Here is a 25,095-nt window from a genome sequence, read left to right as displayed (position 1 = left end):
GCTAAGGCCCGCGAGCGCGAAACCTCCCGCACCCGCCCATGGATCCAACCGCTCTGTTCGTTCTCGCCTCCGCATCGCCCCGGCGCAAGGATTTATTGGCCCAGCTGGGCCTTCGCTTCACCGTGGCGGCGGCGGATATCGATGAAACGCCGAAGGCCGGAGAAATTGCGCCGGACTACGTGCGAAGGCTCGCGGAGGAGAAGGCCCGCACGGTGGCCGCCCGGCACCCGGAGGCCTGGGTGCTGGCGGCGGACACCACCGTGGCCCTGGGGTCGCAGCTGCTCGGCAAGCCCCGGGACGCGGCCGAGGCGCGGGAGATGCTTGGCCGGTTGTCCGGCCGGGTGCACGAGGTCTTCACCGGCATCGCGGTGGCGGGAAGGGCCCGGGAGGCCCAGGTGGTTCGCACGCAGGTGACCTTTCGCGCGCTCTCGCCAGATGAGATTGCCTGGTACGCGGATACCGGTGAGCCCCTGGACAAGGCGGGCGCCTACGCCATCCAGGGCAAGGGCGGGTTCCTGGTGCAGGGCATCGACGGCAGCCACTCGAACGTCGTCGGCCTGCCGCTGGGAGAGACGCTGGCGCTGCTCCAGCGCGCGGGCATGCCGCTTCCCTGGACGCCCGGCTCGCCCGGCTCGCCCGGCTCGGAGGCTTCGCGATGAGCAGCGTGGCGGACAACCTGGCGCGGGTGCGCGAGCGCGTGGCGAAGGCCTGCGCGAGCGCGGGGCGGCCGGAGTCGTCGGTGACGCTGGTGGCCGTGTCCAAGCTCAAGCCCGCGGCGCTGATCCGCGAGGCCTACGCCGCGGGCCAACGCGACTTCGGGGAGAACTACGCCCAGGAGCTGCGGGACAAGGCCGAGGAGCTCAAGGACCTGGACGGCCTGCGCTGGCACGCCATCGGGTCGCTGCAGACGAACAAGGTGAAGTACGTGGCGCGCGTCGCGCACGCCTTCCACGCGCTGGAGCGGCTGGACGTGGCCACGGAGCTGTCCAAGCGGCGCGCGGGCTCCACGCCCCTGCCCTGCTACGTGGAGCTCAACCTGGGCGGCGAGGACACCAAGCACGGCCTCACCCCGGACGCGCTGGGCGACTTCGTGGCGAAGGTGCGCGAGCTGCCCCACTTGCAGGTGGTGGGGCTGATGGCGCTGCCGCCGCCCACGGACGACGTGGCGCGGATGCGCGAGGGCTTCGCCCGGCTGCGCGAGCTGGCCTCGGCGCACGGGCTCACCGCCCTGTCCATGGGCACCACGCACGACTTCGAGCAGGCCATCCTGGAAGGCGCCACCGCCGTGCGCGTGGGCACCGCCATCTTCGGCGAGCGCGCCTGAAGTCCGCTCACAGCTCGCGGAACCGCAGCCGCCCCTCCTGGTTGACGAGCGCCTTGAACTCGCAGCCGCAGTAGTTGCAGCGCACCTCGTCCCCGTCCGTGAACGTGTCGTCCACGGGGTTGTTGGCGTTGCAGCCCGGGCAGTCGAACTCATCGAACACGCGGATGCCGGCGCCCGCGCCGCTCTCCTTGGCGAAGTCGTCGTCGTCGAACTGGAAGTCGTTGGCCATGGGCCCGGACGCTAGCACCGGGCACCCCGTCCGGGAGTGCCTTGCCGGGCATGCAGGCAGGCGCGCGCGACTGTCCGCCATTTGTCAGCGGGGCTTGGGGGCGTGTACCCCTGCGGGCCGCCATTTCCGTCTCCTGCCGGCCGTTCCCAGGGGCGTCCGGAGGGCGGCCGGACGGCTTTGAATGCTGTCCCACGGCCGTCCGTCCTGGAAATGTCCGGTGGTGGGGGCGGTTGAGCGGCACGGTTGGCTTGGGCGGGCCGGCCACCTAACTTGCAGGCAAGGGAGCACACCCGATGCGCGGTCTGTCCAGGTGGCGGTTCACGGCGGCGGTGGTGGGACTCATGGGGTCCACGCTGGCGCATGCCCAGGAGCCCACCGGTTCGGCGTTCGGCCCGGGTGAGCAGGCGCAGTACCGGGTGAAGTACCTGGGGCTGACGGCCGGCACTGCGACGGTGACGGTGGGCGCGCCCATGACGCAGTGGGGCCAGAGCGTGTGGCCCATTGTCTCCACGGCGAAGTCCGACGACCTGGTGGGCGTGTACCCCATCAAGAGCCGCTTCGTGACGTACTGGAACGCGGGCAGCCAGCGGGTGACGGGGAGCGATCTGCACTCGGAAGAGAACCGCAAGCGCCGCCGCCAGCGCATCCAGCTGACGGCGGACGGCGCGGGCGCGAAGGTCATCAAGCAGAAGGAGAGCGACCCGCCGCGCGAGTCGGAGCACACGCTGCCCGAGGGCACCATGGACGTGGCGGGCGCGACGTTCGCGCTGCGCGGCCAGGAGCTGGTGGTGGGCCGCTCCTATGCGTACCCGGTGTTCACCGGCAGCAAGCAGTTCACCCTGAGCGCCACGGTGGAGGGCCGCGAGACCGTCTCGACGCCCGCGGGCGCGAAGGACACCTTCCGCGTGCGCGTGCGCACCGACTTCGGCGGCAAGCTGGAGTCCAAGCGCGACATGGTCGCGTACCTCACCACGGACTCACACCACGTGCCGGTGCGCATCGAAGCGGACTTCGCGCTGGGCACCGTCGTGGCGGAGCTCACGGACTACAAGCCGGGCCGCGTGGTGGCGGCGGTGGCCCGGGCGGACAACTCGGGCGACTGAAGTCAGCGTCGTCCGCCAACCAGGGGAAGGCAGGGGGCATGGGCGTGGGTTGGGCATGGGCAGTGGCGGCGGCGCTTTCCGCCGCGCCGGGTGGCGTGCAGGTGGTGTCGCCCCTGGTGAAGGTGCGGCCGGACGCGACGCCCAAGGGCGCGAAGGAGGCCCGCCTCAGCGCGGCCCGGGGTGAGTGCGAGGGCACGCAGCTGGTGCTCCCCCAGGGCGTGACGCGCGTGACGATGCAGCCCCTGGCCCTCAAGGGGCCGGGCGCGCCGCTCACCGTGGACGCGTGGCGCGAGGTCTACATTGACGTGAAGACGCCCTCCAACGGCGAGGGCAAGACAGGGCCGTGGCCCGACGCGCTGGTGCCGCTGTCCGCGCCGGGCAATCCCAGACATCCGACGGTCGTCTACGTGGAGGTCTGCGTTCCGGCGAAGCAGGCGCCGGGCACCTATACGGGCAGCCTGACGGCGTCGGTGGACGGGAAGGAACTGCCGGCCGTTCCGTTCAGCGTGGAGGTGCAGCCCTTCGAAATCCCCGCGACGTCGTCCCTGCCCAACAGCTTCGGCGTCTCGCTGTACAGCATCGCGAAGGGGCACGGCATTCCGGCGGACTCCGCGGAGGCGAAGGCGCTCCTGCGCGAGTACGGCAAGGCGCTGCTGGAGCACCGCGTGAGCGCGCACGGCATGGGCATGGACCCGCCGCCGGTGAAGTTCCAGGACGGCCGCGCGGTGCTGGACTGGACCGCGTACGACGCGGAGATGGGGCCCTTCCTGGACGGAAGCGCGCTGCCCTCCGGCGCTCGCTTCACCACGACGGACGTGCGCGACAACCGCAAGGCGTCCACGGACGCGGAGAAGTCCGCGTACTACCGCGCCTTCCAGAAGCACTTCGAGGACAAGGGCTGGAAGGCCCAGCTCTTCTTCTACGCCAAGGACGAACCGAAGCCCGCGGACTTCCCGCTGGTGAAGGCGCAGGCGAAGCGCGTGCGCGACGCGGGCGGCTCCATCCCCGTGCTCGTCACCACCGCGCTGAACCCGGCGCTCCAGGGTTCGGTGGACATCCTCACGCCCATCATCAACTGCTTCTATCCGCGCGAGGGCCCGCAGACGTGCCACCACGTGGCGGATGCCGCGACCGCGCGCTCGAAGCTGCCCTCCAGCGCGAAGGTGTGGTGGTACCAGAGCTGTATGGCCCACGGCTGCACGGGCGGCCCGCCTCCGGACAAGACGCTGGACAAGGCGTACAGCGATTGGGCCTCGTACATGGTGGACCACCCCGCCCCGCTCAACCGCGCCATGGGCCCGCTGGCGTTCGGAAGCGGCGTGGACGGCGAGCTCTATTTCGACACCGTCTTCGCCTACAACACGAAGAAGGACGTCTGGGCGGACCTGTTCGAGTTCGGCGGCAACGGCGACGGCACCCTCTTCTACCCGGGCACGCCCGCGAAGCTGGGGGGCACCGAGCACCAGCCCGTGGTGTCCCTGCGGCTCAAACACATCCGTGACGGCCTGGAGGACTACGAATACCTGCGCCTGCTCACGTCGCTGGGCGACGGCGCCTTCGCGAAGACCGCGGCGAAGCGGCTGGCGAAGTCCGGGTACGAAATCTCCCGGGACCCGGCGGAGTGGGAAGCGGTGCGCAGGGAAATCACCCAGCACATCGTGAAGCGGCAGTCGGCTGAACAAGCGAAGGGCTCCGGACGTCGGACTTCCGGGGGAACCCCGTAGTCACTCCCCCCTGGGAGGAAGCAGAATGAACGCCATGCGCAACCTCGTCGCGGCCTGCCTCGCCTTCAGCGCCCTCAGCGCCATTCCGGGTCAGGCCCAGGAGGCCCAGCCCCGCCCGTTGAACGTCCCGCGTCCGCCCACGATGCGCGCGGCGGACCCCGCGGAGGCGACGGATCCGGCGAAGGCCGCCGCGACGGCGGAGAACACCGGCGACGCGTCCTCCGCCCCGGCCGCCGACGAGCCCGTCGTCGCCGTGAAGCCTTGTGAGCAGGGCCTGCCCACGCTGCGCACGCCGCTGGCGTTCAAGCCGGGGGAGCTGCTCGAGTTCGACATGGACGCCATGGGCGCGAAGGCCGGCCGGCTCACCATGCGCGTGCAGCGCCCCGCCAACGGCTCGCTGCCCGTGGTGGTGGAGGCGCAGACCAATACGCTGTTCTCCAAGGTGCGCCGGGTGCGCGGCAGCGCGACCAGCTACCTGCACCCCAAGACGCTGCGCCCCTCGCGCTACACCGAGGAGGCCGTGGAGAACGAGCAGCGCCGCAAGGTGAACGTGGACTTCGGCGCGCAGGACAAGAGCGTCAAGGTGGACTACCAGATTGGGGACCGCCCCAAGGGCCACTTCGACTACGCCTACGACAAGGACGGCCTGGACGTCGCGGGCGCCATCTACCTCATCCGTCAGCTGCCCATGAAGAAGGACCTGCCCGTCTGCTTCGACGTGTACGGCATCCGCCGCATGTGGCGCATGACGGCCACCGTGGTGGAGCGCGAGCACGTGTCGCTGCCCCTGGGCGAGTTCGACGCCTGGCACGTGGCCGGCACCGCCACGCGCCTGGACCGTCCGTCGCAGACGCGCGACGTGCACGTCTGGATTACCGACGACGAGCGCCGCCTCCCGCTGGCCGCCGTGGGCGCCATCGACCTGGGCGCGGTGCGGCTGACGCTGTCCGGCGTGAAGCGCCCCGGTGAAAAGCCCATGGAGGCGCAGGGCAAGGAAGATCTCAAGTGGTGACGCGGGGCTGAGACACCGCCCCCGGCCCGCCTCCCCCTGGGAGCGCGGGCCTTCTTATTGCGTCAGGCTTGAGCTGGGTTCGCGAAGTCTCAGCCGTGGCGGATCATCCCGGCGGCCTGCGACAGGCGGCGGCGCAGCTGCGTCACCACCTCGTGCAGGTCCTCCAGGCGCTGGAGCACGTGCAGGTCCTCCGCCGCGTTCATCAGGGCCACCGGCGTCAGCTTCTCGCGGTGGAGGGCCAGCAGCAGGTCGTAGAAGTGGGCCTGCACGTCACCCAGGGCGTCCAGGCCCTCGCGGAGGTCGTCCTCCATGAAGTCCAGGAGGACGGTGGCGTCCTCGCGCGCGGGCAGCGTCCGGGCCAGGCGCTCCACCGCCCCGCGGACGGGGTCGGTACGGCGCAACATCGCGGGGGTGGCGAGGGCTGCGACGGGAGGAGACATGCCCCGGACGCTACAGGCACGTAGCGCCCGGTCAATTTTCCCACCCCCTGCCCCGTCAGCGCGCCGGAGCCCCGGCGCCACCCGCGCCAGCCGGAGCCGCGGCAGGGCCCGTGGCGGGCCCGGCGTTGACCGGGGCTGGCGTGGCCGGCAGCGCGGTGCCCGGCGACGCATTGAGCGGCGCGGGCGTGCTCACCAGCGGCGTGGGAGCCGCCGTGTTGAGCGGCGCGGGCGTGCCCAGGATGGGCGCCGACGGCGTGCCCGGGGACTGCGACAGCGGCGGCACCGTGGCGATGAGGCCCGGGCTGACCTGGCTGGTGCCCACGAAGTTGTTGAAGTCGGGCGCGGACAGCTGCGGCGTGGTGAAGCCACCCACGGACACGCCCCCCACCGTCGGCGGCGTGGCGAAGGTCCCCTGCCCCACCGTGCCGGTGACGCCCGGCTGCACACCCGACACCACCGCCGGCGGATCCGCCGGAGCCGTGGGCCCGAACGTGCCGCTGAACGTCGGCGGGGCCGCCGAAGGCAGCGTCGGCGCCGAGGGCACCGTGGCGGTCGTCGCCCCGGGCGCCCCCACCGTGTTGCCGGTCCCCGGGGTGGCCGCGCCAGGCACCGTCCTACCGATGCTCGCCGCGCTGGGGGAGCCGGCCGTGGCCGCCGGGCCCGTGGGGCCCGTGGTGGTCGCCAGGTTGTTCCCACCCGCCGTGGCCGCCGGACCCGTGGCACCCGTGGTGGTCGCCAGGCCCGTATCGCCCGTGGTCCTCGCTCCCAGCGTCACGCCCGCCGTGCCGCTGCCCCCCGTGCCCTGCGCGCCTTGCGTGAAGCGCGGCCCGGACACCGGCGCCACCGCCGCCGGGAACGAAGTGGGCGCCACGGGCGTCAGCGCCGCGAGCGACGCGGGCAGCTCTCCGGTGTTGGGCACCACCGCCAGCGACGGCACCCGCGTCCCGTCCACGTCGATGGCGACGTTGTCGAAGAGGAACTGGATGAACCCGCGCGGCTCCGCTCGCGGCGGCAGGTTCCACACCACCACCACCACCTCCGCGTCCCCCGGCCGCGCGTCGCGCAACAGCCGCGTCGTGTCGTCATCCGAGAACGTGCCCGCGTCCAGGGCCGCCGCGTGCACCAGCGCCGAGTCCGTCAGCAGCGTCCCGTTGCGCCACACGCTGCCAATGCCCCACACGGCCATGGCCGCGTGCGCGCGCGTGGTGGCGCGCCAGCCCAGCCCCGTCTCACCGTAGATGGGCGTCCCCATCAGCACCCCGCCCTCAATCAGGTGCGGGGGCGGCGGAGGAAGCGGCCCGGTGGGCGCCCGCGCCATGGCCTGCACCGGCGGGAAGCCCACCTGCGTCAGCTCCACGCGGTACTCGGTGCCGCCCACGCGCAGGCTCGCGGAGAGCTGCGCCTTGTCGCCGAACGTCGCGTTCGGGATGCCGACCCGGTCCTCCACGGACATCGACACCTGACCTGTGCCGCGCTCGGTCAGGTCGTTGAACGGTAGGGAACCCTGGAAGAAGTAACCGTCCGGCTGCTCGGTCCTCGCGCTGGCCTCCCGGCCCTCGAACGTGAACCTGTCGCCCCCTGGCGCCGCCGCCAGGAAACCGGACAGCAAGATGCTCGTGATTGGACCCGCCATCGACGCTGCCTCCCTTGAAGTTGAAGGTAGGCAGCGGAGCGGGCCGTGGCACGCCCCGGGACTAAATCAGACCGCGGGCGCGGCGGATCTGCTCGACCGTCTTGTTGTACTCGATGTCGAAGGCGCTCGTGCCTTCCTGCAGGTGCTTCAGCCGCGAGCGGGCCTCCCGGTCGATCTCGTCGTCGACGTCCAGGTGCTTCTTCATGCCCTGGAACATCTTCTGACGCAGCACGTTGTCGGGGGAGTAGACCTCCTCGACGTTCCGGCTGATGAGGAGGAACTCAATCATCTGGTTGATGACGTACTCGATGCCCTCGTCCCCCATCTTGAAGCCGCGCACGTCCGCCATCTCGCGCTTCACCTGGTTGAACTTGGAGTAGTCATATCCCCGACGCTCCAGGGCCTCGCGCGTCGCCTGGTTCACACGCTCTTCGTTGGCGAGGTACTCGCGCATGATGGCGGAGAGATCCATCTCGGCGTCGGCCACGCGCATCGGCTCCACCTCGATGTCCCCGTCCTGCATGAGCTGCTGAATGGCCTCGCGCGAGATGATCGGGATCACCTTCGGATACAGCCTCATGTCGGTCCCTCGTCCTCTTCAAACGTGCTCGGATCTTCAACCGCTATAAATCAGCGCCGAGCATGGTCGCAATGAAAAACCCTAGGAACGTCGCGGGTTCCAGCGGCCAGTCCCCCCGGCGTCCGAAGCGGAACTTAATCATGCCGCACCGGGTGGCGACCCTCCATCCGCTTTTTCGTGCACAGGCTCGGAAGCGTCATCCAGGGACGCCTCGCGCACGGGGTCCTCGGAGTCGTCCTCGGGGTCGCCATGCAGGCCCGCGTGGACGCGCTCGGCCATCGCCGGGCCAACGACCTCGGTCAGCTCCTCGATGCTGGCCTCGCCCACCCGCTTGAGAGAACCGAAGTGGCGCAGCAACATCTTCCGCCGGCCCTCCCCCACGCCCGGAATGTCCTCCAGCGCCGAGCGCAGGGAGCTCTTGCGCATGGACTTGCCCTGGAAGGTGATGGCGAAGCGGTGGGCCTCATCCCGCATGCGCGTGAGCATGAACATTTCCGCCGAGTTCTGGGGCAGGACGATGGGGTCCTTGCGGCCCAGGACGAAGACGCGCTCGGGGCTCCTGGCGCTCTCCGCGTCCCGGTCGAAGACCTCCTGGTCGCGGCTCTTGGCCAGGCCCACCACGTCCACGCCCTCCACGCCCAGGTCCTTCATGGCCGCGTGCGCGCTGGCGAGCTGGCCCTTGCCGCCGTCGATGACGAGCAGATCCGGCAGGTCGTTCTCCTCCAGGCCGCGCTTGAGCCTTCGGGTGATGACCTCGTACATGCTGGCGAAGTCGTCCTGCTTCTCCACGGACTTGATCTTGTATTTGCGGTAGCGCGACTTGTCCGTCTCCCCGTCCGTCACGGCCACCTGGGACGCGACGATGGAGGAGCTCTGGAAGTGCGAGATGTCGTAGCACTCCATGCGGCGGGGGAAGTTGCGCAGGCCCAGCTTGGACTGGAGCCGTGACAGGACGGTGTCGGTCTCGTCCTTGGTGCGCTTGCGCTCGATGAACGCCTGCTCCGCGTTCTTCACCGCCATGTTCACCAGCTCGTGCTTCTCCCCGCGCTTGGGGACGAAGACGCGCACGCGCTCGCCCTTGCGCTCCGTGAGCAGGGCCTCCAGCCCTTCCGTGCCGTCGCCGGGCTCCAGGGGCAGCAGGACCTCTTCCGGAACGAAGCCGCCCTGGTCGTAGTAGAGGTTCACGAACGAGGCGAGCAGCTCGTCGTCCGGGAACTCCTGGCTGCCGAAGGGGAAGGCCTGGCCGCCGTTGAGCCGGCCCTGCCGCACGTGCAGCACGTAGAACAGGATGCGGTCCCCCTCGCGATACAGGGCGAACACGTCCTGATCCTTGAAGTCCGTGGTGGCGACCTTCTGGCGCTCCAGGCTGCGCTCGATGGCAAGCAGCTGGTCGCGCACCCGCGCGGCCTCCTCGAACTTCAGCTCCATGGAGGCGCGCTTCATCCGCGCGCGCAGCCCTTCGATGAGCTGCCCCGCCTTGCCCTCCAGGAACATGGCCACCTCGTCCACGCTCTTGCGGTACTCCTCGGGCGGCACCGGATGGACGCACGGGGCCGGGCACCGTCCGATCTGGTACAGCAGGCACGGCCGCTTGCGGTTGGCGAGCACGTGGTCCGTGCAGGTGCGCAGCTGGAAGAAGCGGTTGATGAGGCGCAGCGTTTCGCGGATGGCGCCCGCGCTGGAGTACGGGCCGAAGTAGCGCGCGCCGTCCTTCTCGTACTTGCGCACCACCTCCAGCCGGGGGAACGGCTGGGTGCGGTCCAGGCGCAGGGAGATGAACTGCTTGTCGTCCTTGAGCAGGACGTTGAAGCGCGGCTTGTGCTTCTTGATCAGCTCGTTCTCAAGGAGCAGCGCTTCCTTCTCGTTGTGGACGAGCACCGTCTCCAGGTCACCCAGCATCGTGTCCAGCAGGGACACGAAGACGCGGGTGTCTCCGGAGCGGTTGAAGTAGCTGCGCACGCGGCTGCGCAGGTTGATGGCCTTGCCCACGTAGATGATGGTCCCGCGCTTGTCCTTCATCAGGTACACGCCGGGCTCGGTGGGCAGCGCGTCCAGCTTCTCCTGCAGCCGGATGTCCATGGCTCAGGCCTCGCTAGTTCTTGCGGGAGCGCGAACGGGCCGCGGGCTTCGCCGCCCCTGAGGAACCGCCGGCTGAACCGCCACCGGACGAGGACGGACGTCCGCGTCCCCTCCCCTTCTTCGGGGTCGTCCCGGGCTGATCCGCGGGCTTCGCCGGCGCGCGCAGGAGCGAACGCGAGGCGGGCTTCAGGCCCAGGTCCATGTCCTTGAGCAACTGGACGCGGTCGCGGAACTCGGCGGCCTTTTCGAACTGCATGTCGTCCGCGGCCTTGAGCATGTCGGCGGTGAACTCCTTGATGAGGCGCTGGATCTCCTTGGGCTCCAGCAGGTCGTTCTCGCCTTCGGCCGCCATGGGCAGCGCGCCCGCGCCCGCGTCGTAGTCCGGGATGTTCTCCGTGAAGTCGGTGATGTTGCTCTTCACCGACCGCGGCGTGATGCCGTGCTCCTTGTTGTACGCCTGCTGGATCTCGCGGCGTCGCGCGGTCTCATCCATGGCGCGCTTCATGGAGGCGGTCATCTGGTCCGAATACATGATGACGCGGCCATTCACGTTGCGCGCCGCGCGTCCAATGGTCTGGATGAGCGACACGTGGCTGCGCAGGAAGCCTTCCTTGTCCGCGTCCAGGATGGCCACCAGCGACACCTCGGGGATGTCCAGGCCCTCACGCAAGAGGTTGATGCCCACCAGCACGTCGAACTCGCCCCGGCGCAGGTCGCGGATGATGGCCATGCGCTGGATGGCGTCGATGTCCGAGTGCAGGTAGCGGACCTTCACGCCCACGTCGCTGTAGTACTCGGTGAGGTCCTCCGCCATGCGCTTGGTGAGCGTCGTCACCAGCACGCGCTCGTTGCGCGACACGCGCACGCGGACCTCTTCCAGCAGGTCGTCCACCTGGTTGCCCGCGGGGCGCGTCTCCACCTCCGGGTCGGTGAGGCCGGTGGGGCGGATGATCTGCTCCACCACCACGCCCTTGGACTTCTGCAGTTCGTACTCAGCGGGGGTCGCGGAGACGAAGACGACCTGGGGGACCATCTCCTCGAACTCATTGAACTTCAGCGGCCGGTTGTCCAGCGCGCTGGGCATGCGGAAGCCGAAGTTGACCAGCGTCTCCTTGCGGGCGCGGTCGCCCCGGTACATGGCGCCAATCTGGGAGACGGTCTGATGGCTCTCGTCGATGAGGACCAGCAGGTCGCGCGGGAAGTAGTCGATGAGGCACGGGGCCGCTTCGCCCGGCGCGCGCCCGGTGAAGTGGCGCGAGTAGTTCTCGATGCCGTTGCAGTAGCCGACCTGTTCAATCATCTCCAGGTCGAACATGGTGCGCTGCTCCAGCCGCTGCGCCTCCAGCAGCTTGCCCTCCACCTTGAACTTCTGGAGCTGTTCGGCCAGCTCCTCGCGGATGGTGCGCATGGCGTTCTGGCGCGCGTCCGCTCCGGCGACGTAGTGGCTGGCGGGGAAGATGACGATCTTCTCCAGCTGGCCCAGCGTCTGGCCTCGCAGCGGGTCGAACTCGGTGATGCGCTCCACCTCATCGCCGAAGAAGCTGACGCGCACGGCGCGCTCCTCTTCGTACGCGGGGAACACCTCCACGGTGTCGCCGCGGGCGCGGAAGGTGCCCCGGTGGAAGTCCAGGTCGTTGCGCTCGTACTGGGCCTCCACCAGCTTGCGCATGAAGCCGTCGCGGCCCATGTCCTCGCCCACGGTGGCGCGGATGGCCAGGTCCACGTAGCTGCGCGCCGCGCCCAGGCCGTAGATGCAGGACACGCTGGCCACGATGATGACGTCGTTGCGGGTGCGCAGGCTGTGCGTCGCCGAGTGGCGCATCCGCTCGATGTTGTCGTTGATGGACGAGTCCTTCTCGATGAAGGTGTCCGTCGACGGGACGTAGGCCTCGGGCTGGTAGTAGTCGTAGTACGAGACGAAGTACTCGACGGCGTTGTTCGGGAAGAGCGCCTTGAACTCGCCGTACAGCTGCGCCGCCAGCGTCTTGTTGTGCGCGATGACCAGCGCGGGCCGCTTCACGTTGGCGATGAGGTTCGCCATCGTGAACGTCTTGCCCGAACCGGTGACGCCCAGGAGGGTCTGGTAGCGGTCGCCGCGGAGCAGGCCCTCGGTCAACTCCCCGATGGCCCTTGGCTGGTCGCCCTGCGGCTTGTGCTCACTGACGAGTTCGAAGTCCGGCATGGAGGACAGATCTAACATCCCCGCTGCCTGTGTACTGAACCTTCGTGCACGTCCGTCCGGCAAAGGACGGGGCGCCCGCCTACTTCGCGGGCGGGGCCTTCAGTGCCTCCAGGGACTTCAGGCGGGCGGCCTCGAACTCGTCGCCCTTGTTCCACGCGGGCATCTGCTGCGCCTTCGCCACCTGGGCGCCCACGAGGAAGAAGAGCCGGGTGTCCTCCACGGCGCCGGACAAATCCCACTCCGGGCGGACCTCGTCGGAGGGCTGGTGGTAGTGCTTCGCCTCCCACTGGCCGCGCTGCGCCTTGCCCCACCCTTCCGGCCGGCCGATGAAGTCCATGCCGCTGCCGAAGTAGGCGGCCGGGATGCCCTGGCGCGCGAAGTTGAACTGATCCGAGCGGTAGAAGAACCCACGGTCGGACAGCTGATCCGCCTTCACCGTGCGCCCCTGCGTCTTCGCCATCGCGGTGACGAAGCCGTCCAGCGAGGACTTGCCCAGGCCGATGACGGTGATGTCCCGCGTGCGGCCCAGCACGTTGCCGCCGTCCACGTTGATGTTCGCGGCGATGCGGCCCGGGGGCACTGGCGGATGGCTGGCCAGGTACGAGGAGCCCAGCAGGCCGTACTCCTCCGCGGCCACGGCGGCGAAGAGGATGGAGCGGCGCGGGGGCGTGGGCAGCGCGGTGAAGGCCCGGGCCACGGACAGCATCGCGGCCACGCCGGCCGCGTTGTCCAGCGCGCCGTTGTAGATGACGTCCTCGCCGGGCTTGCCGTCGTCCTTCTTGCCCAGGTGATCATGGTGCGCGCTGTAGAGCACCACCTGCTTCGACAGCGTGGGGTCGCTGCCGGGGAGCAGGCCCAGCACGTTCGCCGTGGGCCGGCGGCGCACCTCGTTGGTGAGGTTCAGGGACACCGTCACGCCCAGCGGTACGGGGCGGAAGTCGCGCTTCTGGGCGGCGGCGCGCAGCGTGTCCAGGTCCTGCCCCGCCAGCTTCAGCAGCTGCTTCGTGGCGTCCTCGGTCGTCCACGCCTTCACCTGGAGGCGGGGCGCGTCTGCGGCGGGCAGCTCGAACTGCTCGCCCGTCCACGACGTGCGCACCACCTGCCACGGGTAGCCCGCGCTGGGCGTGGTGTGGATGATGATGGCGCCCGCCGCGCCCGTCTTCGCCGCCTGCTCGTATTTGTAGTCCCAGCGGCCGTACCAGAGGCGCGTCTTGCCGGCGAAGAGGCGCGGGTCGTCCTCCGGATCATTGTTGAGGATGACCAGCGTCTTGCCCTTCAGGTCCACGCCCTTGAAGTCATCCCACTGGTACTCCGGCGCGACGATGCCGTAGCCCACGAAGACGAGCTCGGAGGCTTCCAGCTTCGCCGCCGGGGCCTGCACGCCGGACACGGCGATGAAGTCCTCGCGCGGCTGGAGCTCCACGCGGCCCGCCTTCGCCTGGAAGGTCATGGAGCCCGGCCGGCTGTGGATGCCCATCAGGTCGAAGCGCTGGAGGTACCCGCCGTCCTCCGCGCCGGGCTTGAGGCCCAGGCCCTCGAACTGCGTGGCGATGTACTCCTGCGCCAGCGCGTCACCGCGCGTGCCGGGGCCCCGGCCCTCCAGCAGGTCGCTCGCGAGGAAGCGCACGTGCGCGCGCAGGAGGTCCGCGGTGATGGCCTGTTCGGCCGTCTTCTCCTGCGGCGTGACGGTGGGCGTGGCCGCGGCGAACGCGGACGCCGAACACAGCGAGACGAACAGCGCTGGGAGGAGCCTCATGGGCCTCATTGCGTAGCATGGGCGCACGGGCGCCCCCCAGCGGGTTTTCAGGAGGCTGCCGCCGCCACCTTCCAGGAGGTGCCGGCAGGCGTGTCCATGATGTCCACGCCCAGGGCCTTGAGGGCGCCTCGCACCTGGTCCGCCTTGGCGAAGTCCTTCGCGGCGCGCGCGGCGGTCCGCTCGGAGAGCAGGCGCTCCACCTCCGCCACGTCGATGCCGCGCTCGCGCACCGCGCGGTCGCGGCGGCGCAGGAGCCACTCGCCCGGGTCGTCCTCGAAGACGCCCAGGACGCGGGACGTCTCACGCACCTGCTCGCGCAGCGCCTGGAGCGTGCGGCCCACCAGCGGCTTGTCCTTCACGGGCGGCTTGTCCGTGAGCTCGTTCATGAAGCCGAAGAGGCCGGACAGCGCGCCCAGCGCGCCCGCGGTGTTGAAGTCGTCGTCCATGGCGGACTCGAACTCCGCGAGGAAGCGCGCGGGGTCGCCGTGCAGGGGGCCCTTGCCGAAGTCCTTGCCCGCCACGCGCTCGTCCACCTTGCGCAGCGTTTCGTAGAAGTACTCCATGCGGCCTTCCGCGTCCTGGAGTGCCTTCTCCCCGAAGTTGAGCGGGTGGCGGTAGTGCGTGGAGAGGAAGAAGAAGCGCAGGGCCTCCGCGTCCACCTTGGCGAGCGCGTCGCGCAGGCGCACCACGTTGCCCAGCGACTTGGACATCTTCGCGCCTTCCAGGTCCAGGAAGCCGCAGTGCATCCAGTACTTCGCCATCGTCTGGCCGGTGGCGGACTCGCTCTGGGCGATCTCGTTCTCGTGGTGGGGGAAGATGAGGTCCAACGCCCCGCCGTGGATGTCGAAGGTGCGGCCCAGGAACTTCTCGCTCATGGCCGAGCACTCGATGTGCCAGCCCGGGCGGCCCTTGCCCCAGGGGCTGTCCCACGACGGCTCCCCGGGCTTCGCCGCCTTCCACAGCGCGAAGTCCAGGGGCTCGCGCTTGAGGTCACCCGGCTGCACGCGCTCGCCCTGGCACAGGTCGTCCAGGTTGCGCTTGGACAGCTTCGCGTAGTCCTCGTCCTTGCCGACGGCGAAGTACACGTCGCCCTTCGCTTCGTACGCGTAGCCCTTGTCCACCAGCGTCTGGATGAGGGCGACGATCTCCGGGATGGTCTCGCTCACGCGCGGGGACACGTCCGGCTCGCGCAGGTGCAGCGCGCGGGCGTCCTCGCGGAAGGCCTCCACGAAGCGCGAGGCCAGGTCCACGGGCGCTTCGCCCGTCTCGTGCGCGGCCTTGATGATCTTGTCGTCGACGTCCGTGTAGTTGCGCACGTACGTCACCTTGAAGCCCCGGTAGCGCAGGTAGCGGACCACCACGTCGAACGACGTGAAGGTGCGCGCGTTCCCGATATGGATGTAGCTGTAGACCGTGGGCCCACAGACGTAGACCTTCACTTCGCCGGGCACGAGCGGCTCCAGCGGCTCCTTCTGCATGGACATCGTGTTGAAGAGCCGAATGGATGGGGGGGCCACGGTGGAAGGTCCTCCTTTGGGAGCAGGGCGGGCGCGGCACTTGCGCAACGCGATACACACTCTAGGATCCCGGGTCCCACACAGGCCAGCACTTGGCGTTGGAAGCGTCGGATAGGGAGAATCGCCGCATGGCTCCGCCGAATCCGAAGCGTCCGCCGCGCCCTCCCCGCCCTCCAGGGCAGCAGGCGTCGTCGGATGACCCGTCGGAGGAGCTCCCGTTCGACGACGACGAGGTGGCGCCCCTGCAGGCGGATGATCCGCGCCCGCAGCGCGTGCCCCAGTATCCGGCGGGTCCCCGGAAGGCGAAGCGGCGGGGGCCGGGTGAGCGCAGCCGGTCCGACAAGGAGCTGACGCCCCGGTATGACTGGGCGAAGGAGTACTCGGATCCGGGCCTGACGCCCGCGTTCGTGTACGTGGAGCGCGGGCCGGGGGCCGGGCAGCTCGTGCCCTTGCGCCAGGGCTCCATCACGCTGGGGCGGTCTTCCACGTCGGACCTGCGGCTCCAGCACGCGTCCATCAGCCGGCGCCATGCGCAGCTGACCCGGCGGGGCAACGTCTTCATGGTGCGCGACCTGGGCAGCCAGAACGGCACGTTCGTCAACCGGCTGCGCATCAAGGGCGAGGTGGAGATCAAGCCCGGGGACGAGCTGAGCCTGGGCAACGCGACGCTGCGGCTGCGGGGTTCGGGCGCCGGGCCGGCGGTGAGCCGGACGGCGTTGGAGCCGCTGCGGTCTCGCTCGGTGAAGCGGCCGCTGAACGGGGTCGCAGTGGCGGTGGGCGCGGCGGTGGTGGGCTCCGCGGTCGCGGCGCTGATCAGCGTGATGGCCATGCGGATGGCGGACCGGTCTTCCGCGCGGACTCCGGCGGCTCCCTCGCAGGAGGCCACCGGCGCTGATGTGGCTGAGGCGGAGAAGGCCGCGCGTGCGGAACCGGCCCCCAGTGCGGGTGAGCCCGCGCTCAGCGCTTCGGAGGTCGCTCGCGGGATGCACCCGGCTGCGCCGGCCGCCAAGAGCGGGAGCACCGAAGCGGCGAAGGTCCTCAGCGCTTCGGACATCGCTCGCGGCATGCACCCCGCCGCGGGGGCAACGGCGAAGGACGCGGCTCCGAGCGCGGTAGAGGTTGTCGCTGCGTCCGGACGGAAGGCCGTGCAGTCGGCGACTCCGGGTGAGGGGCAGCGCGCGGACATCCTCGCTCGCTACGAGGCGGGTGACGTCTCGGGTGCGCTGGCGCAGGCCAGGCGCGCGAACCTCCCGCTCCTGGTCCAGCAGCTCACCCGCTTCCAGACCGCCGAGTCCGCCGCCCGGAGCGCCCTGGCCGAGAAGGACCGCCCCCGGGCGCTGGATGCGCTGGGTGCGGCCGTGCGGGCGGACCAGGAGATTTCCCAGGGCTGGAGCCGCCAGGGCACCAGCCTGCGACGCCAGCTCGCCGGGCTCTACGTGCGCACGGGACAGGACGCCGTCCACGCCCAGCGCTTCGCGGACGCCCGCGCGGCCTTTACGGCGGCCCTCCAGTACGACGCGGACAACGCCGAGGCCCGCTCACAGCTGGCGGCGCTCGAAGCGCAGGCGCGCTGATTCCCCTGGTGCCCGGACTCCAGAAACACGACGCCCCAGATTCCATCGAGGGAACCCGGGGCGCGGGGTGCGAACGCGAGGACCTTGGAGGCCTTCGCGTCTCACAGGGGGCTCAGGCGAGGTTGAAGATCTTCTTCAGGTCGGACTCGACCTCTTCCTCGGAGCAGTCCTTGGCCAGCGACAGCTCCTTGATCAGCAGCGAGCGCGCCGTGTCCAGCATCTTGCGCTCACCAAAGGACAGGTCCTTGTCGCCCTTGAGCAGGTACAGGTCGCGGAGCACTTCCGCGATTTCGAAGACGGAGCCCGTCTTGATCTTCTCCATGTACTCGCGGTACCGGCGGTTCCACGTGGTGGAATCGACCGAGATGTCCTTCTCGCGGAGGATGGAATAGACCTGCTTGACGTCCTCCTCGCTGATGATCTCCCGGAGGCCGACCGAACCGACCTTGTTGATCGGGATCATGATCCGCATCCCGTTCTCCAGGATGCGCAGGACGTAGAACGACTGGCGCTGCCCGGCGACCTCGGTGTGCTCGATGCCCATCACCTCACCGACGCCCTGGCCCGGATAAACCGCCTTGTCACCAGTCTTGAAGCTGGTCTGCACTAACTGCCTCCTTGGAGAAAGCTTCGACCCCGGCCTTCACGCCAGCCACTACTACCACAAACCACATCCAAGGACAACGAAATCGCCTTGACCACCTGATGACAGCCGCACTACGGTGTCCGGTTTTGTGTGCGGTGTCGCTCGGTGTGTGAGCGCCGCAGGACGGACAGGGCGGTGGGTGGGGGTGGGTGTTGGTTCGTTTTGTGTGGCGCGACCTGGGTACGCGTCCGTTGTTCTTTCCAGCGCTGAGCCTCTTGCTCGGCGCCCTTTGGCCAACCGGAACAGAGAGCTTCGGCGGGGTATTTCTCCTCTGCGCGCTTTGCCTGGGAGGGCTGGGCATGGCGCTCGGCCCCCTGCCTGGTGCGCACCTCGCGGTGCTCGGCGCGCTGGCCCTCACGGGCGCGGGGCTCTCCTCTCTGGAGGCCCGGGTCGACCTCCCTCCCTCATTGCGAGACGGCGGCAGCGCGGTCCTTGAGGGCGAGCTGGAGCGCGTGGACCGCTTCGATGGCGCCACGCGCCTGCGGCTCGCGGTGGCCCGCGCGGGGCTGAAGACAGAGCCTCCGGTGGATGCCCGCTTCCGTGTCAGCCTTTCGGGGCGGGGTGAAGGTCTGGAATTGCACCCCGGGCAGCGCGTGCGGGTGGAGGCGCGGCTCGTGCCGGATGCGCCTCCTTCGAACCCGGGCGAGCGGGACTTCGCCTCGGCGCGGCGGCGGCAGGGCGTGGCCTTCACGGGCGGCTTCGTCCCGGGCCGGGTGCTGGCGCTCTCCCCTCCCCCTTCGTGGCGGCTGGCGCTGGAGGACGTGCGGGGACGGCTGACGGTCGCGGTACAGGAGGTCGCGCCTTCTCCGGACGCGGCGGCGCTGTTCCTCACGCTGGCCGCCGGTCAGCGGGCGGACCTGGACGCCGCATGGGAAGACGCGTTCTCACGGGCGGGGCTCGCGCATGTGCTCAGCGTCAGCGGGCTGCACGTGGCGGCGCTCGCGCTGATGACGCTCGCGCTGCTGCGGCGGGTGCTGGTGCGGATGGGCGGGCGTTGGCGGACGCTGGAGGCTCGGCGATGGGCGGCTCCGGCGGCGGTGCCCTTTGTCTGGGCCTACGTGCTCTTCACGGGCAACCAGGCGCCCGCGGTGCGCTCGGCGGTGATGGCCACTGCGGTGCTGCTGGGGCTGTCGTTGTGGCGGCGCGCGGACGGGCTCAATGGCCTGTCGCTCGCGGCGCTGGTGCTGGTGGCGTGGACGCCTTCCAGCGTCGTGGACCTGTCGCTCCGGTTGTCATTCCTCGCGGTGCTGGGCCTGGTGCTGCTGTCGCCCGCGCTTCGCGAGGCCCTGCCCCTGGCACCGCCGGATCCTTCCGAGCCCCGGCGGCTGAAGCGGTGGGCCGCGCAGGCCCGGGAGACCGTGGCGCAGACGTTGTGCGCGAGCGGCGCGGCGACGCTCGTGGGGCTGCCCGTGGTGGCGGCGGCGTTCGGCCGGGTGAGCCTGGCGGGGCTCGTGTCCAACATCGTCGCCCTGCCCCTCTGTGGCGTGCTCACGGGGCTCGCGGCGGGCGGCGCGGCCCTCTTCGTCGTCGCTCCTGTCGTGGCGACGCCGGTGCTCTGGGCGGGTGCGTGGGCGTCGGAGCTGCTCCTCATGCTGACGCGGGGCTTCGCGGCCGTGCCTTTCGCGGCGGTGGAGGTTCCAGGCCTCGGCGCGTGGCTTGGCGGGGCCTACGCGGTGGGGTTGGGGGCCTGGGCGCTGGGCTCGGGACGGTGGCGCTGGCTGGGCGTGCTCGTCCCGGGGGCGGTGATGGGCGCCGTGCTGCTGCCCGTGCTCACCCCGGAGCCCGCGCTGCGGATCACCTTCCTCTCCGTGGGCCAGGGGGACGCGGTGGTGCTGCGCTCCCAGGGACACCATGCGCTGGTGGACGCGGGCGGCGTTCCGGAGGGCGCGGACACCGGGGAGCGGTTCGTCCTGCCGTTCCTCAAGTCGGAGGGAGTGTCGCGGTTGGACCTCGCGGTGCTCTCGCATCCGCATCCGGATCATGCACTCGGGCTCATATCCACCCTGGCCCGGGTGCCCACCGAACGCCTGTGGCTGTCCGCGGGGAGCGCGGACGGTCCGCTGTCCCGGCGCATCATCTCCGCCGCGAAGGGCGCGACGGTGGAGGAGGTGCAGGTGGGCCATCCCTCGTTCACGCTGGGCGAGGCGACGCTGGAGGTCCTGGGGCCTCCCGTGGACCGCGAGCTGATGGAGGGCGCCAACGACAAGAGCGTGGTGCTTCGCGTGCGCCATGGCACCGTCACCGTGCTGCTGGCGGGCGACGTCGAGGCGGAGGGCGAGGCCGCGCTCGAGGAGGCGCTGGGGCCCGTGACGGTGCTGAAGGTGCCGCACCATGGCTCGCGCACGTCGTCCACCGCGCCGCTCCTGGAGCGCACCCGGCCACGTCACGCGGTGTTCTGCGTGGGCCGCCGCAACCGCTTCGGCTTCCCGCATCCGGAGGTGGAGGCGCGCTACCGCGCCCTGGGCACCGAGTGCTGGCGCACCGACCAGGAGGGAGCCATCACCCTGGAGAGCGACGGCGAGGACGTCCGGCTGGTCTCCTTCCTGCCGCGCGCGGATCCCGCGCCGGTGCCCATTGCCGGGAGTGAAGGTCAGGCCCAGCTTGAGCGGTGATGATCTCCGACGACCTGGATCTCCGGCAGCTCACCGCCCAACTCAAGGCCCGCCTGGGCCCTGGCGAGCCCGTGGGCTACCTGCGCGGCAAGTCGCTCATGCGCGACCTGCTGCTCGACATGAGGGACAACCGGTTCTCCGAACTGGAGGCCGAAGAGCTCGTCGACACGCTGGAGTCCCGGGGCTTCGTGCGCTTCCTGGGCGACCCGGCGGAGCGCTCCGTCGCGGACGCGCCGTGGGACATCACGCCCCACGCCTGACGGCACCGGCCTACTGGAAGACGAGCCAGCCGAAGCGCGGCAGGGCGTGGAAGTCCCCGATGAAGAGGGGCGAGAACGCCTGTCCCTCCACCTGACGGCGGTCGTGGTGCTCCAACCGGTAGAGGTTGAAGCGCCAGCGCTCGCCGGGCTGGGGCGGGACGTGCGGCACCTCCGCGAGCCGGTTGAACGGGATGGCCATCTCCACGGTCCAGCCCTCGTCGCGGTCGGACGCGTCGTCCAGCGTGCCGCGCACCTTCACGGCCGTCCTCATGCCTGAGTCCCAGGACAGGTCCATGCCCTGGCGCCGCGCGGGGAAGTACGCGTCGAAGATGACGTTGTGCGGGGACACCTGCAGCTCGTTGTACGTGCGCCCGTCCGCGTTGGCGTCGAGGAACACCTCCACGACCTCCTGCTCGTAGATGGAGTCGTCGCGGTTGCGCATCGTGCCCCAGATGTCCGGGTCCTCCACGTCGAAGGCCACGTACAGGTTCGCGTCGTCATGGACGAGCCGCGCCTGGGTGCGCAGCCGCGCGGGCCGTCCGTCGAAGCTGCCCACGAGCGTCACCGCCTTCGCGCCCTTCCAGGCCTCGTCATCCAGCGCGCCGTCGATGACCGGGGCCTTCTTCACGCGCGTGACGGTGTACTCCGGCAGCGCGGGGGGCTCGCCGCCCAGGAGCGGTCCGCGCACGCGGTTGTCGCCCTGGTGCTGGCGCGGATCATCCACCGCGAGCCGGTCGTCGCCCTTCCAGAAGCCCAGCACCAGCCGCGCGGGCGTGGACGGCATGGCCACGGTGTGCACGTCCTCCAGCACCTTGCCCACGGGCCAGGTCTCCAGCGGCGCGGCGCCGTCCTGGAACTCGTGATCCGCGTTGGCCAGCATCTGGCCGCTCTCCGGATCCACCACGTGCACGAAGAAGTGGAAGCCCTGCGGCGGCGGGCGCACGGCCTGGAAGTAGTGCGCGATGCGCACCGGCTGCCCCGGGGTGGTGCGCTCCGGCGTCACGCGCGCGCCCAGGTAGACGATGGAGCCCCCCGCGAAGGTGGCGCCGCTGCGGAAGGTGAGCCCCTCCGGGGCCGCGTCGAGCGTCCGCACCGTCGTGGGCGCGGGCAGCCTGGGCGCGCGGTGGGCGGGGCCCGCCTGTTCGTCGCGGCACGCGCCGGCGATGAGGAGGGAGGACAGCAACGGGGCGAGGGCAAGGGAGCGAAGGCGCATCGAAGGCGCGGAGTCTACCCTCCCGCGTCCCGCGGGAAGCGTTCTTCCTCGGGTGGGGCAGCGCGCTTCCCACGCCTGGGCAACCCGTCCGGGCGGGAGGGCAGCCGAGCCTTCGGGCCCCCGGCGCACGGTTGGCATGGCCGAAGGTACACCCCACTTTTCGGTCCAACACAGGGAGGGGACCACATGGGCAAGGGATTGTTGGCTGGCGCGGCGGCGGTAGCGGTGTTGGCGGCGGGGTCCGCACAGGCGGCTTCGACGGAACTGCGCAGGTCGTCGGCGGACATGCGCGGCCTGACTTTCCTCGTGGGCGGCGGTGTGGAGGGCTACACCAGCGGCCTGCGCGACCAGATTGATCCAGGCCTGGCCTACGGTGTGACCGTGGCCATCAAGCCGACGAACGTGCTGGGCATCGAGCTGGGCTACACGGGCGCCATCAGTGACTTCAACGACAGCCGCCTGCTGACGACGGACACCAGCGGGCCGGACATCGTGCGCAACGGCGCGCAGGCGGCGGTGACGCTGGGCCTTTCGGCCACGCCGCTGCAGCCGTACGTCATGGGCGGCGTGGGCCTGAGCCGCTACAACGTGCGCGCCTTGGCGCCGGGCTTCCAGGACGACACGGTGGGCAACATCCCCGTGGGCGCGGGCCTGCGGCTGCACATCGGCAGCTTCACCGCGGACGCGCGCGTGAACTACAACTTCCTGTTCGACCAGGAGTTCGCGCTCACCGTGCCGCCGTCCGACGTGAACCTGGGCAGTGACGAGACGTTCAGCAGCGGCGGCCGCTACGTGGGCACCATCAACCTGGGTGCCACCTTCTAGCCAGAAGACCTGGGCTTCCGCCGTCCCGGCCTCCGGACATGGGAGGCCGGGGCTGGATGGGGCCTGGGGGCAACCCCGCGAAAACGCGACGTCCGGTGGCAGGCGTGATGCTTGCTGCCGGGCGTCCGCATGCGCTTCGAATTCGAGCACCTGGGCACCCCCACCCCGTTCGAGCTGACCGAGGGCCACCACCTGCTGGGCGGCGGCCCCGAGGACCATGTCCACCTGGAGGGCCTGCCTCCGGGGCTGTTGACCCTGCGCATCGACTCCGGCCGGCTGATGGTGGAGGCGGTGCGCAGCTTCACCGTGAACGCGGTGCGCGTGCTGCCCGGCGTGTCCCGCCTGGTGGTGCCCGGCGAGGTGCTGGGCCTTCCGGACGGGATGTGCCTGCGCGTGCTCGCCGAGCCCAGCGCCCCCGAGCGCGGCGTGGGCACCATCGCCGTGCTCAAGGGCCTGCTGACGGACGCGGACGCACCGCCGTCCCGCGCGGCCTCCCTCACCTGCCTCACCGGACTGGACGTGGGCCGCTGTCACGCGCTCGCGGAGGCGTGCACGGACATCGGCCGGGGTGACGGCATGGCGCTGCGGCTGCGCGACCGGGCCGTGTCGCGGATGCACGCGCGGATCCGCCGCGAGGACTCCGGCTTCGTGCTGGAGGACCTGGGGACGCCCAACGGCGTGTTCCTCAACGGCGTGCGCCTGGAGTCCCCTGCCCCGCTGGCGGACGGCGACGTGCTGGAGCTGGGGCGTTCGCTGCTCCGGTTCCAGGCGGCGTTCGATGAGGCGTCAGGGAAGGCCCTGCCCGTGCCCCGGCCGTTGGTGGCTTTCGAGGACGCACCGGCGGACGCAGCGACGCCGCGAGCCCCCGAAGGAGCGCCGCGGCGTCTGGAAGGCTGGCTCATCGCGGGAGCCGTCGCGCTGGTCCTGGGAGCCCTGCTCGCCACCCTCCTGCTGACGGCGACGGGCTGAGGCGGGCGCCCTCAAGCCGGCAGGGGCGAGAGGCCCGCGCGCTCCACCAGGAGCCGCGCCAGGTACTGGTGGTGCCGGAAGAAGCTGGTGAAGTGCACGAAGCCCTGGCTGCCCCGGATGGCGTAGACCGTCACCGGCCCGGGGAGAATGTCCACCTTGCGGATGTCCGCGAAGGAGAAGCGCCGGGTGCGCACCATGCCCCGGCAGGTGATGCCCCGGGAGTCCACTTCAATGCGGGTGCGGCCGTAGTAGGCGACGGCCACCCCGAAGAAGACGACGAAGAAGGCCGCGGAGAGGAACGTCTGCAGCGGCACTCCGTCGAAGTGGAACAGCCAGGCGAAGATGCCCAGCCATAACAGGCCTGCCGCCGCCATCACGGCGGCGAGCACCCTGCGCGGGCGAAAGATCTGTTGCGACTGCTTCCCCTCCACCGCCGGCTCGCGTCGGTCCATGCCCTTCAAAATAGTGGGCCGGACAGTCCCTTGGACGATGCCCGTCTGCCCACCAGGCAGCCGGTCAGCGCAGGCGCTCGGCCTTCTGGCGGGACTCCTCTTTCAGCTCGGGGCGCACGTCCGGGGCGGTGGAGCGCGAGTAGCGCTCGTAGAGGTCGCGGGCCTCCAGGTTGCGGCCCAGCGCGCGGTACGCCTCCGCGAGCCCGTACAGCGGCGAGGCCGCGTCCGGCTCCAGCTTCAGCGCGAACTGGTAGTCCGCCGCGGCCTCCGCGTAGCGCCGCAGCCCGATGTTGGCGCTGCCCCGGGCGATGTACGCCACGGTCAACAGCGGCTCCTGCTGCAGGGCCTGCGTCAGCGTCTGGAGCGCGGGCGCGTAGGCGCGCTGGCTGATGTGCTGGACGCCCTGCTCGTAGGCGCGGCGGGCCTGGGCCCGCGTCGTGTCCGCCACCGGCCCCGAACCGGGCGGCTGCCCCACGGCCTGCGGAGATGCTCCCAGCTCCGCCTGCTTCGCGCGCGCGCGGGTGATGTTGTCCTGCGCGCTCTGGCGGATGGCGGCGTCCTGGGTGAGGCGCGACGCGGCCTCCCACTCCTCGATGGCGCGCGCGTAGTAGCCGAGCACCGCCAGCGCGTTGCCCAGCTTGAAGCGGGCCTCCACGTGCTCCGGGGCCGCGTGCTCCGCGTCGAGGAAGGCGAAGGCCGCCTCACGGTAGCGGCGCTCGCGCATCAGCGCGTCCCCGTCGCGGATCCGCGTGGCCGCCAGCACGGCCTGCGACGTGCGCTGGGGCTGCGCTTCCACGGGACCGGGCTTCGTGTCGGAGGCCGGGCCCGGTGCGCGCGCGGCCGGGGGCTGTGCGCTCGGGGGCTGAGCCCAGGCGGGCACCGCCATCGTGCCGAGCCACACCACCGCCGAGACTCCGAGCTGGAACCTGCGCGTGCGAACCATGTCCCTCTCCCGTCCTGGCCCC

Annotated in this window: 22 protein-coding genes; 10 read left to right on the top strand and 12 right to left on the bottom strand. The window is 70.6% G+C overall.

Going from position 1 to position 25,095, the window contains the following annotated elements:
- Positions 1 to 38: 38 nt before the first annotated feature.
- Both D7X96_RS01065 and D7X96_RS01060 read left to right on the top strand, forming a co-directional pair.
- Positions 39 to 659, top strand: a complete 621-nt coding sequence (locus tag D7X96_RS01065; RefSeq protein WP_120546786.1) for a Maf family protein — start codon at positions 39 to 41, stop codon at positions 657 to 659.
- Positions 656 to 1,324 carry a YggS family pyridoxal phosphate-dependent enzyme gene (locus D7X96_RS01060; RefSeq protein WP_120546787.1) on the top strand — a complete coding sequence of 223 codons (669 nt, stop codon included), beginning with the start codon at positions 656 to 658 and terminating at the stop codon, positions 1,322 to 1,324. Before D7X96_RS01065 ends, D7X96_RS01060 begins: the two co-directional genes overlap by 4 nt.
- Before the next feature lie 7 nt (positions 1,325 to 1,331).
- On the opposite strand, the gene D7X96_RS01055 is transcribed toward D7X96_RS01060, so the two are convergent.
- A complete protein-coding gene (locus D7X96_RS01055; protein ID WP_120546788.1) occupies positions 1,332 to 1,553 on the bottom strand; it encodes a hypothetical protein in 222 nt (73 codons plus the stop codon).
- 293 nt (positions 1,554 to 1,846) lie between these two features.
- On the opposite strand from D7X96_RS01055, the gene D7X96_RS01050 reads away from it, so the two are divergent.
- Genes D7X96_RS01050 through D7X96_RS01040 form a run of 3 tightly spaced genes read left to right on the top strand, consistent with a single transcriptional unit; the run spans position 1,847 to position 5,392 of the window.
- Entirely contained in the window at positions 1,847 to 2,656 is an 810-nt protein-coding gene (locus D7X96_RS01050; protein ID WP_121768760.1) for a DUF3108 domain-containing protein, read from the top strand.
- Positions 2,657 to 2,694: 38 nt separating this feature from the next.
- Positions 2,695 to 4,380 carry a DUF4091 domain-containing protein gene (locus tag D7X96_RS01045; protein ID WP_121768759.1) on the top strand — a complete coding sequence of 562 codons (1,686 nt, stop codon included), beginning with the start codon at positions 2,695 to 2,697 and terminating at the stop codon, positions 4,378 to 4,380.
- Between the two features lie 25 nt (positions 4,381 to 4,405).
- Positions 4,406 to 5,392, top strand: a complete 987-nt coding sequence (locus D7X96_RS01040) for a DUF3108 domain-containing protein (protein ID WP_244219405.1) — start codon at positions 4,406 to 4,408, stop codon at positions 5,390 to 5,392.
- Positions 5,393 to 5,481: 89 nt separating this feature from the next.
- Here D7X96_RS01040 and D7X96_RS01035 read toward each other — a convergent pair whose 3' ends face one another.
- The 7 genes from D7X96_RS01035 to cysS form a co-directional block, all read right to left on the bottom strand.
- Positions 5,482 to 5,832: a hypothetical protein gene (locus D7X96_RS01035; protein ID WP_120546791.1), complete on the bottom strand. Its 351-nt coding sequence runs from the start codon at positions 5,830 to 5,832 to the stop codon at positions 5,482 to 5,484.
- A 55-nt stretch (positions 5,833 to 5,887) separates the two neighbouring features.
- On the bottom strand, positions 5,888 to 7,465 hold the full coding sequence (locus tag D7X96_RS01030) for a hypothetical protein (RefSeq protein ID WP_121768758.1): 1,578 nt from the start codon (positions 7,463 to 7,465) through the stop codon (positions 5,888 to 5,890).
- Between the two features lie 61 nt (positions 7,466 to 7,526).
- Complete coding sequence (locus D7X96_RS01025; RefSeq protein WP_014398200.1) at positions 7,527 to 8,045, bottom strand: DUF507 family protein; 519 nt, start codon at positions 8,043 to 8,045, stop codon at positions 7,527 to 7,529.
- A 138-nt stretch (positions 8,046 to 8,183) separates the two neighbouring features.
- A complete protein-coding gene (uvrC, locus tag D7X96_RS01020; RefSeq protein WP_120546793.1) occupies positions 8,184 to 10,124 on the bottom strand; it encodes an excinuclease ABC subunit UvrC in 1,941 nt (646 codons plus the stop codon).
- Positions 10,125 to 10,137: 13 nt separating this feature from the next.
- The gene (uvrB, locus tag D7X96_RS01015; protein ID WP_167510783.1) at positions 10,138 to 12,306 is read right to left on the bottom strand and encodes an excinuclease ABC subunit UvrB; all 2,169 of its coding nucleotides are present in this window, start codon (positions 12,304 to 12,306) and stop codon (positions 10,138 to 10,140) included.
- Between the two features lie 79 nt (positions 12,307 to 12,385).
- Complete coding sequence (locus D7X96_RS01010) at positions 12,386 to 14,062, bottom strand: M28 family metallopeptidase (protein ID WP_121724338.1); 1,677 nt, start codon at positions 14,060 to 14,062, stop codon at positions 12,386 to 12,388.
- A 47-nt stretch (positions 14,063 to 14,109) separates the two neighbouring features.
- Entirely contained in the window at positions 14,110 to 15,579 is a 1,470-nt protein-coding gene (gene cysS, locus D7X96_RS01005; RefSeq protein WP_121768756.1) for a cysteine--tRNA ligase, read from the bottom strand.
- Between the two features lie 128 nt (positions 15,580 to 15,707).
- Between cysS and D7X96_RS01000 the strand changes: the two genes are divergently transcribed.
- On the top strand, positions 15,708 to 17,153 hold the full coding sequence (locus D7X96_RS01000; protein ID WP_121768755.1) for an FHA domain-containing protein: 1,446 nt from the start codon (positions 15,708 to 15,710) through the stop codon (positions 17,151 to 17,153).
- Between the two features lie 112 nt (positions 17,154 to 17,265).
- Here the strand turns inward: D7X96_RS01000 and D7X96_RS00995 are convergent, their stop codons facing one another.
- Positions 17,266 to 17,760, bottom strand: coding sequence for a CarD family transcriptional regulator (locus D7X96_RS00995; RefSeq protein WP_014398206.1), 495 nt, complete (start codon positions 17,758 to 17,760; stop codon positions 17,266 to 17,268).
- Between the two features lie 338 nt (positions 17,761 to 18,098).
- Between D7X96_RS00995 and D7X96_RS00990 the strand changes: the two genes are divergently transcribed.
- Together D7X96_RS00990 and D7X96_RS00985 are read left to right on the top strand one after the other, a co-directional pair.
- Positions 18,099 to 20,411, top strand: a complete 2,313-nt coding sequence (locus D7X96_RS00990) for a DNA internalization-related competence protein ComEC/Rec2 (RefSeq protein ID WP_244219404.1) — start codon at positions 18,099 to 18,101, stop codon at positions 20,409 to 20,411.
- A complete protein-coding gene (locus tag D7X96_RS00985) occupies positions 20,411 to 20,671 on the top strand; it encodes a hypothetical protein (protein WP_120546799.1) in 261 nt (86 codons plus the stop codon). Before D7X96_RS00990 ends, D7X96_RS00985 begins: the two co-directional genes overlap by 1 nt.
- 10 nt (positions 20,672 to 20,681) lie before the next feature.
- Here D7X96_RS00985 and D7X96_RS00980 read toward each other — a convergent pair whose 3' ends face one another.
- Positions 20,682 to 21,884 carry a sugar-binding protein gene (locus D7X96_RS00980; RefSeq protein ID WP_121768753.1) on the bottom strand — a complete coding sequence of 401 codons (1,203 nt, stop codon included), beginning with the start codon at positions 21,882 to 21,884 and terminating at the stop codon, positions 20,682 to 20,684.
- A 285-nt stretch (positions 21,885 to 22,169) separates the two neighbouring features.
- Here D7X96_RS00980 and D7X96_RS00975 point away from each other — a divergent pair, with 285 nt between their 5' ends.
- Positions 22,170 to 22,709 carry a hypothetical protein gene (locus D7X96_RS00975; protein WP_233609943.1) on the top strand — a complete coding sequence of 180 codons (540 nt, stop codon included), beginning with the start codon at positions 22,170 to 22,172 and terminating at the stop codon, positions 22,707 to 22,709.
- A 129-nt stretch (positions 22,710 to 22,838) separates the two neighbouring features.
- Positions 22,839 to 23,678, top strand: a complete 840-nt coding sequence (locus tag D7X96_RS00970) for an FHA domain-containing protein (protein WP_121768793.1) — start codon at positions 22,839 to 22,841, stop codon at positions 23,676 to 23,678.
- 11 nt (positions 23,679 to 23,689) lie between these two features.
- Here D7X96_RS00970 and D7X96_RS00965 read toward each other — a convergent pair whose 3' ends face one another.
- Both D7X96_RS00965 and D7X96_RS00960 read right to left on the bottom strand, forming a co-directional pair.
- The gene (locus D7X96_RS00965; protein WP_120546815.1) at positions 23,690 to 24,130 is read right to left on the bottom strand and encodes a PH domain-containing protein; all 441 of its coding nucleotides are present in this window, start codon (positions 24,128 to 24,130) and stop codon (positions 23,690 to 23,692) included.
- Positions 24,131 to 24,194: 64 nt separating this feature from the next.
- Positions 24,195 to 25,073, bottom strand: coding sequence for a tetratricopeptide repeat protein (locus D7X96_RS00960; protein ID WP_121768752.1), 879 nt, complete (start codon positions 25,071 to 25,073; stop codon positions 24,195 to 24,197).
- Positions 25,074 to 25,095: the final 22 nt, after the last annotated feature.

Source organism: Corallococcus interemptor (assembly GCF_003668875.1).
GTDB classification, from domain to species: domain Bacteria; phylum Myxococcota; class Myxococcia; order Myxococcales; family Myxococcaceae; genus Corallococcus; species Corallococcus interemptor.
Note: the sequence above shows the minus strand (reverse complement) of the source record. Positions and strands in the feature narration are given on the sequence as shown.

Bases quoted from the DNA above. Each gene is read 5' to 3' on its own strand.
- D7X96_RS01045 (WP_121768759.1), top strand. From the start codon at position 2,695: ATGGGCGTGGGTTGGGCATGGGCAGTGGCGGCGGCGCTTTCCGCCGCG.
- D7X96_RS01035 (WP_120546791.1), bottom strand. From the start codon at position 5,832: ATGTCTCCTCCCGTCGCAGCCCTCGCCACCCCCGCGATGTTGCGCCGT.
- D7X96_RS00980 (WP_121768753.1), bottom strand. From the start codon at position 21,884: ATGCGCCTTCGCTCCCTTGCCCTCGCCCCGTTGCTGTCCTCCCTCCTC.
- D7X96_RS00985 (WP_120546799.1), top strand. From the start codon at position 20,411: ATGATCTCCGACGACCTGGATCTCCGGCAGCTCACCGCCCAACTCAAG.
- uvrC (WP_120546793.1), bottom strand. From the start codon at position 10,124: ATGGACATCCGGCTGCAGGAGAAGCTGGACGCGCTGCCCACCGAGCCC.
- D7X96_RS01010 (WP_121724338.1), bottom strand. From the start codon at position 14,062: ATGAGGCTCCTCCCAGCGCTGTTCGTCTCGCTGTGTTCGGCGTCCGCG.
- D7X96_RS01040 (WP_244219405.1), top strand. From the start codon at position 4,406: ATGAACGCCATGCGCAACCTCGTCGCGGCCTGCCTCGCCTTCAGCGCC.
- D7X96_RS01025 (WP_014398200.1), bottom strand. From the start codon at position 8,045: ATGAGGCTGTATCCGAAGGTGATCCCGATCATCTCGCGCGAGGCCATT.
- D7X96_RS00965 (WP_120546815.1), bottom strand. From the start codon at position 24,130: ATGGACCGACGCGAGCCGGCGGTGGAGGGGAAGCAGTCGCAACAGATC.
- D7X96_RS01065 (WP_120546786.1), top strand. From the start codon at position 39: ATGGATCCAACCGCTCTGTTCGTTCTCGCCTCCGCATCGCCCCGGCGC.
- D7X96_RS00960 (WP_121768752.1), bottom strand. From the start codon at position 25,073: ATGGTTCGCACGCGCAGGTTCCAGCTCGGAGTCTCGGCGGTGGTGTGG.
- uvrB (WP_167510783.1), bottom strand. From the start codon at position 12,306: ATGCCGGACTTCGAACTCGTCAGTGAGCACAAGCCGCAGGGCGACCAG.
- D7X96_RS00975 (WP_233609943.1), top strand. From the start codon at position 22,170: ATGCGCGGCCTGACTTTCCTCGTGGGCGGCGGTGTGGAGGGCTACACC.
- D7X96_RS01050 (WP_121768760.1), top strand. From the start codon at position 1,847: ATGCGCGGTCTGTCCAGGTGGCGGTTCACGGCGGCGGTGGTGGGACTC.
- D7X96_RS01060 (WP_120546787.1), top strand. From the start codon at position 656: ATGAGCAGCGTGGCGGACAACCTGGCGCGGGTGCGCGAGCGCGTGGCG.
- D7X96_RS01055 (WP_120546788.1), bottom strand. From the start codon at position 1,553: ATGGCCAACGACTTCCAGTTCGACGACGACGACTTCGCCAAGGAGAGC.
- D7X96_RS00990 (WP_244219404.1), top strand. From the start codon at position 18,099: ATGGCGCTCGGCCCCCTGCCTGGTGCGCACCTCGCGGTGCTCGGCGCG.
- D7X96_RS01030 (WP_121768758.1), bottom strand. From the start codon at position 7,465: ATGGCGGGTCCAATCACGAGCATCTTGCTGTCCGGTTTCCTGGCGGCG.
- D7X96_RS00970 (WP_121768793.1), top strand. From the start codon at position 22,839: ATGCGCTTCGAATTCGAGCACCTGGGCACCCCCACCCCGTTCGAGCTG.
- D7X96_RS01000 (WP_121768755.1), top strand. From the start codon at position 15,708: ATGGCTCCGCCGAATCCGAAGCGTCCGCCGCGCCCTCCCCGCCCTCCA.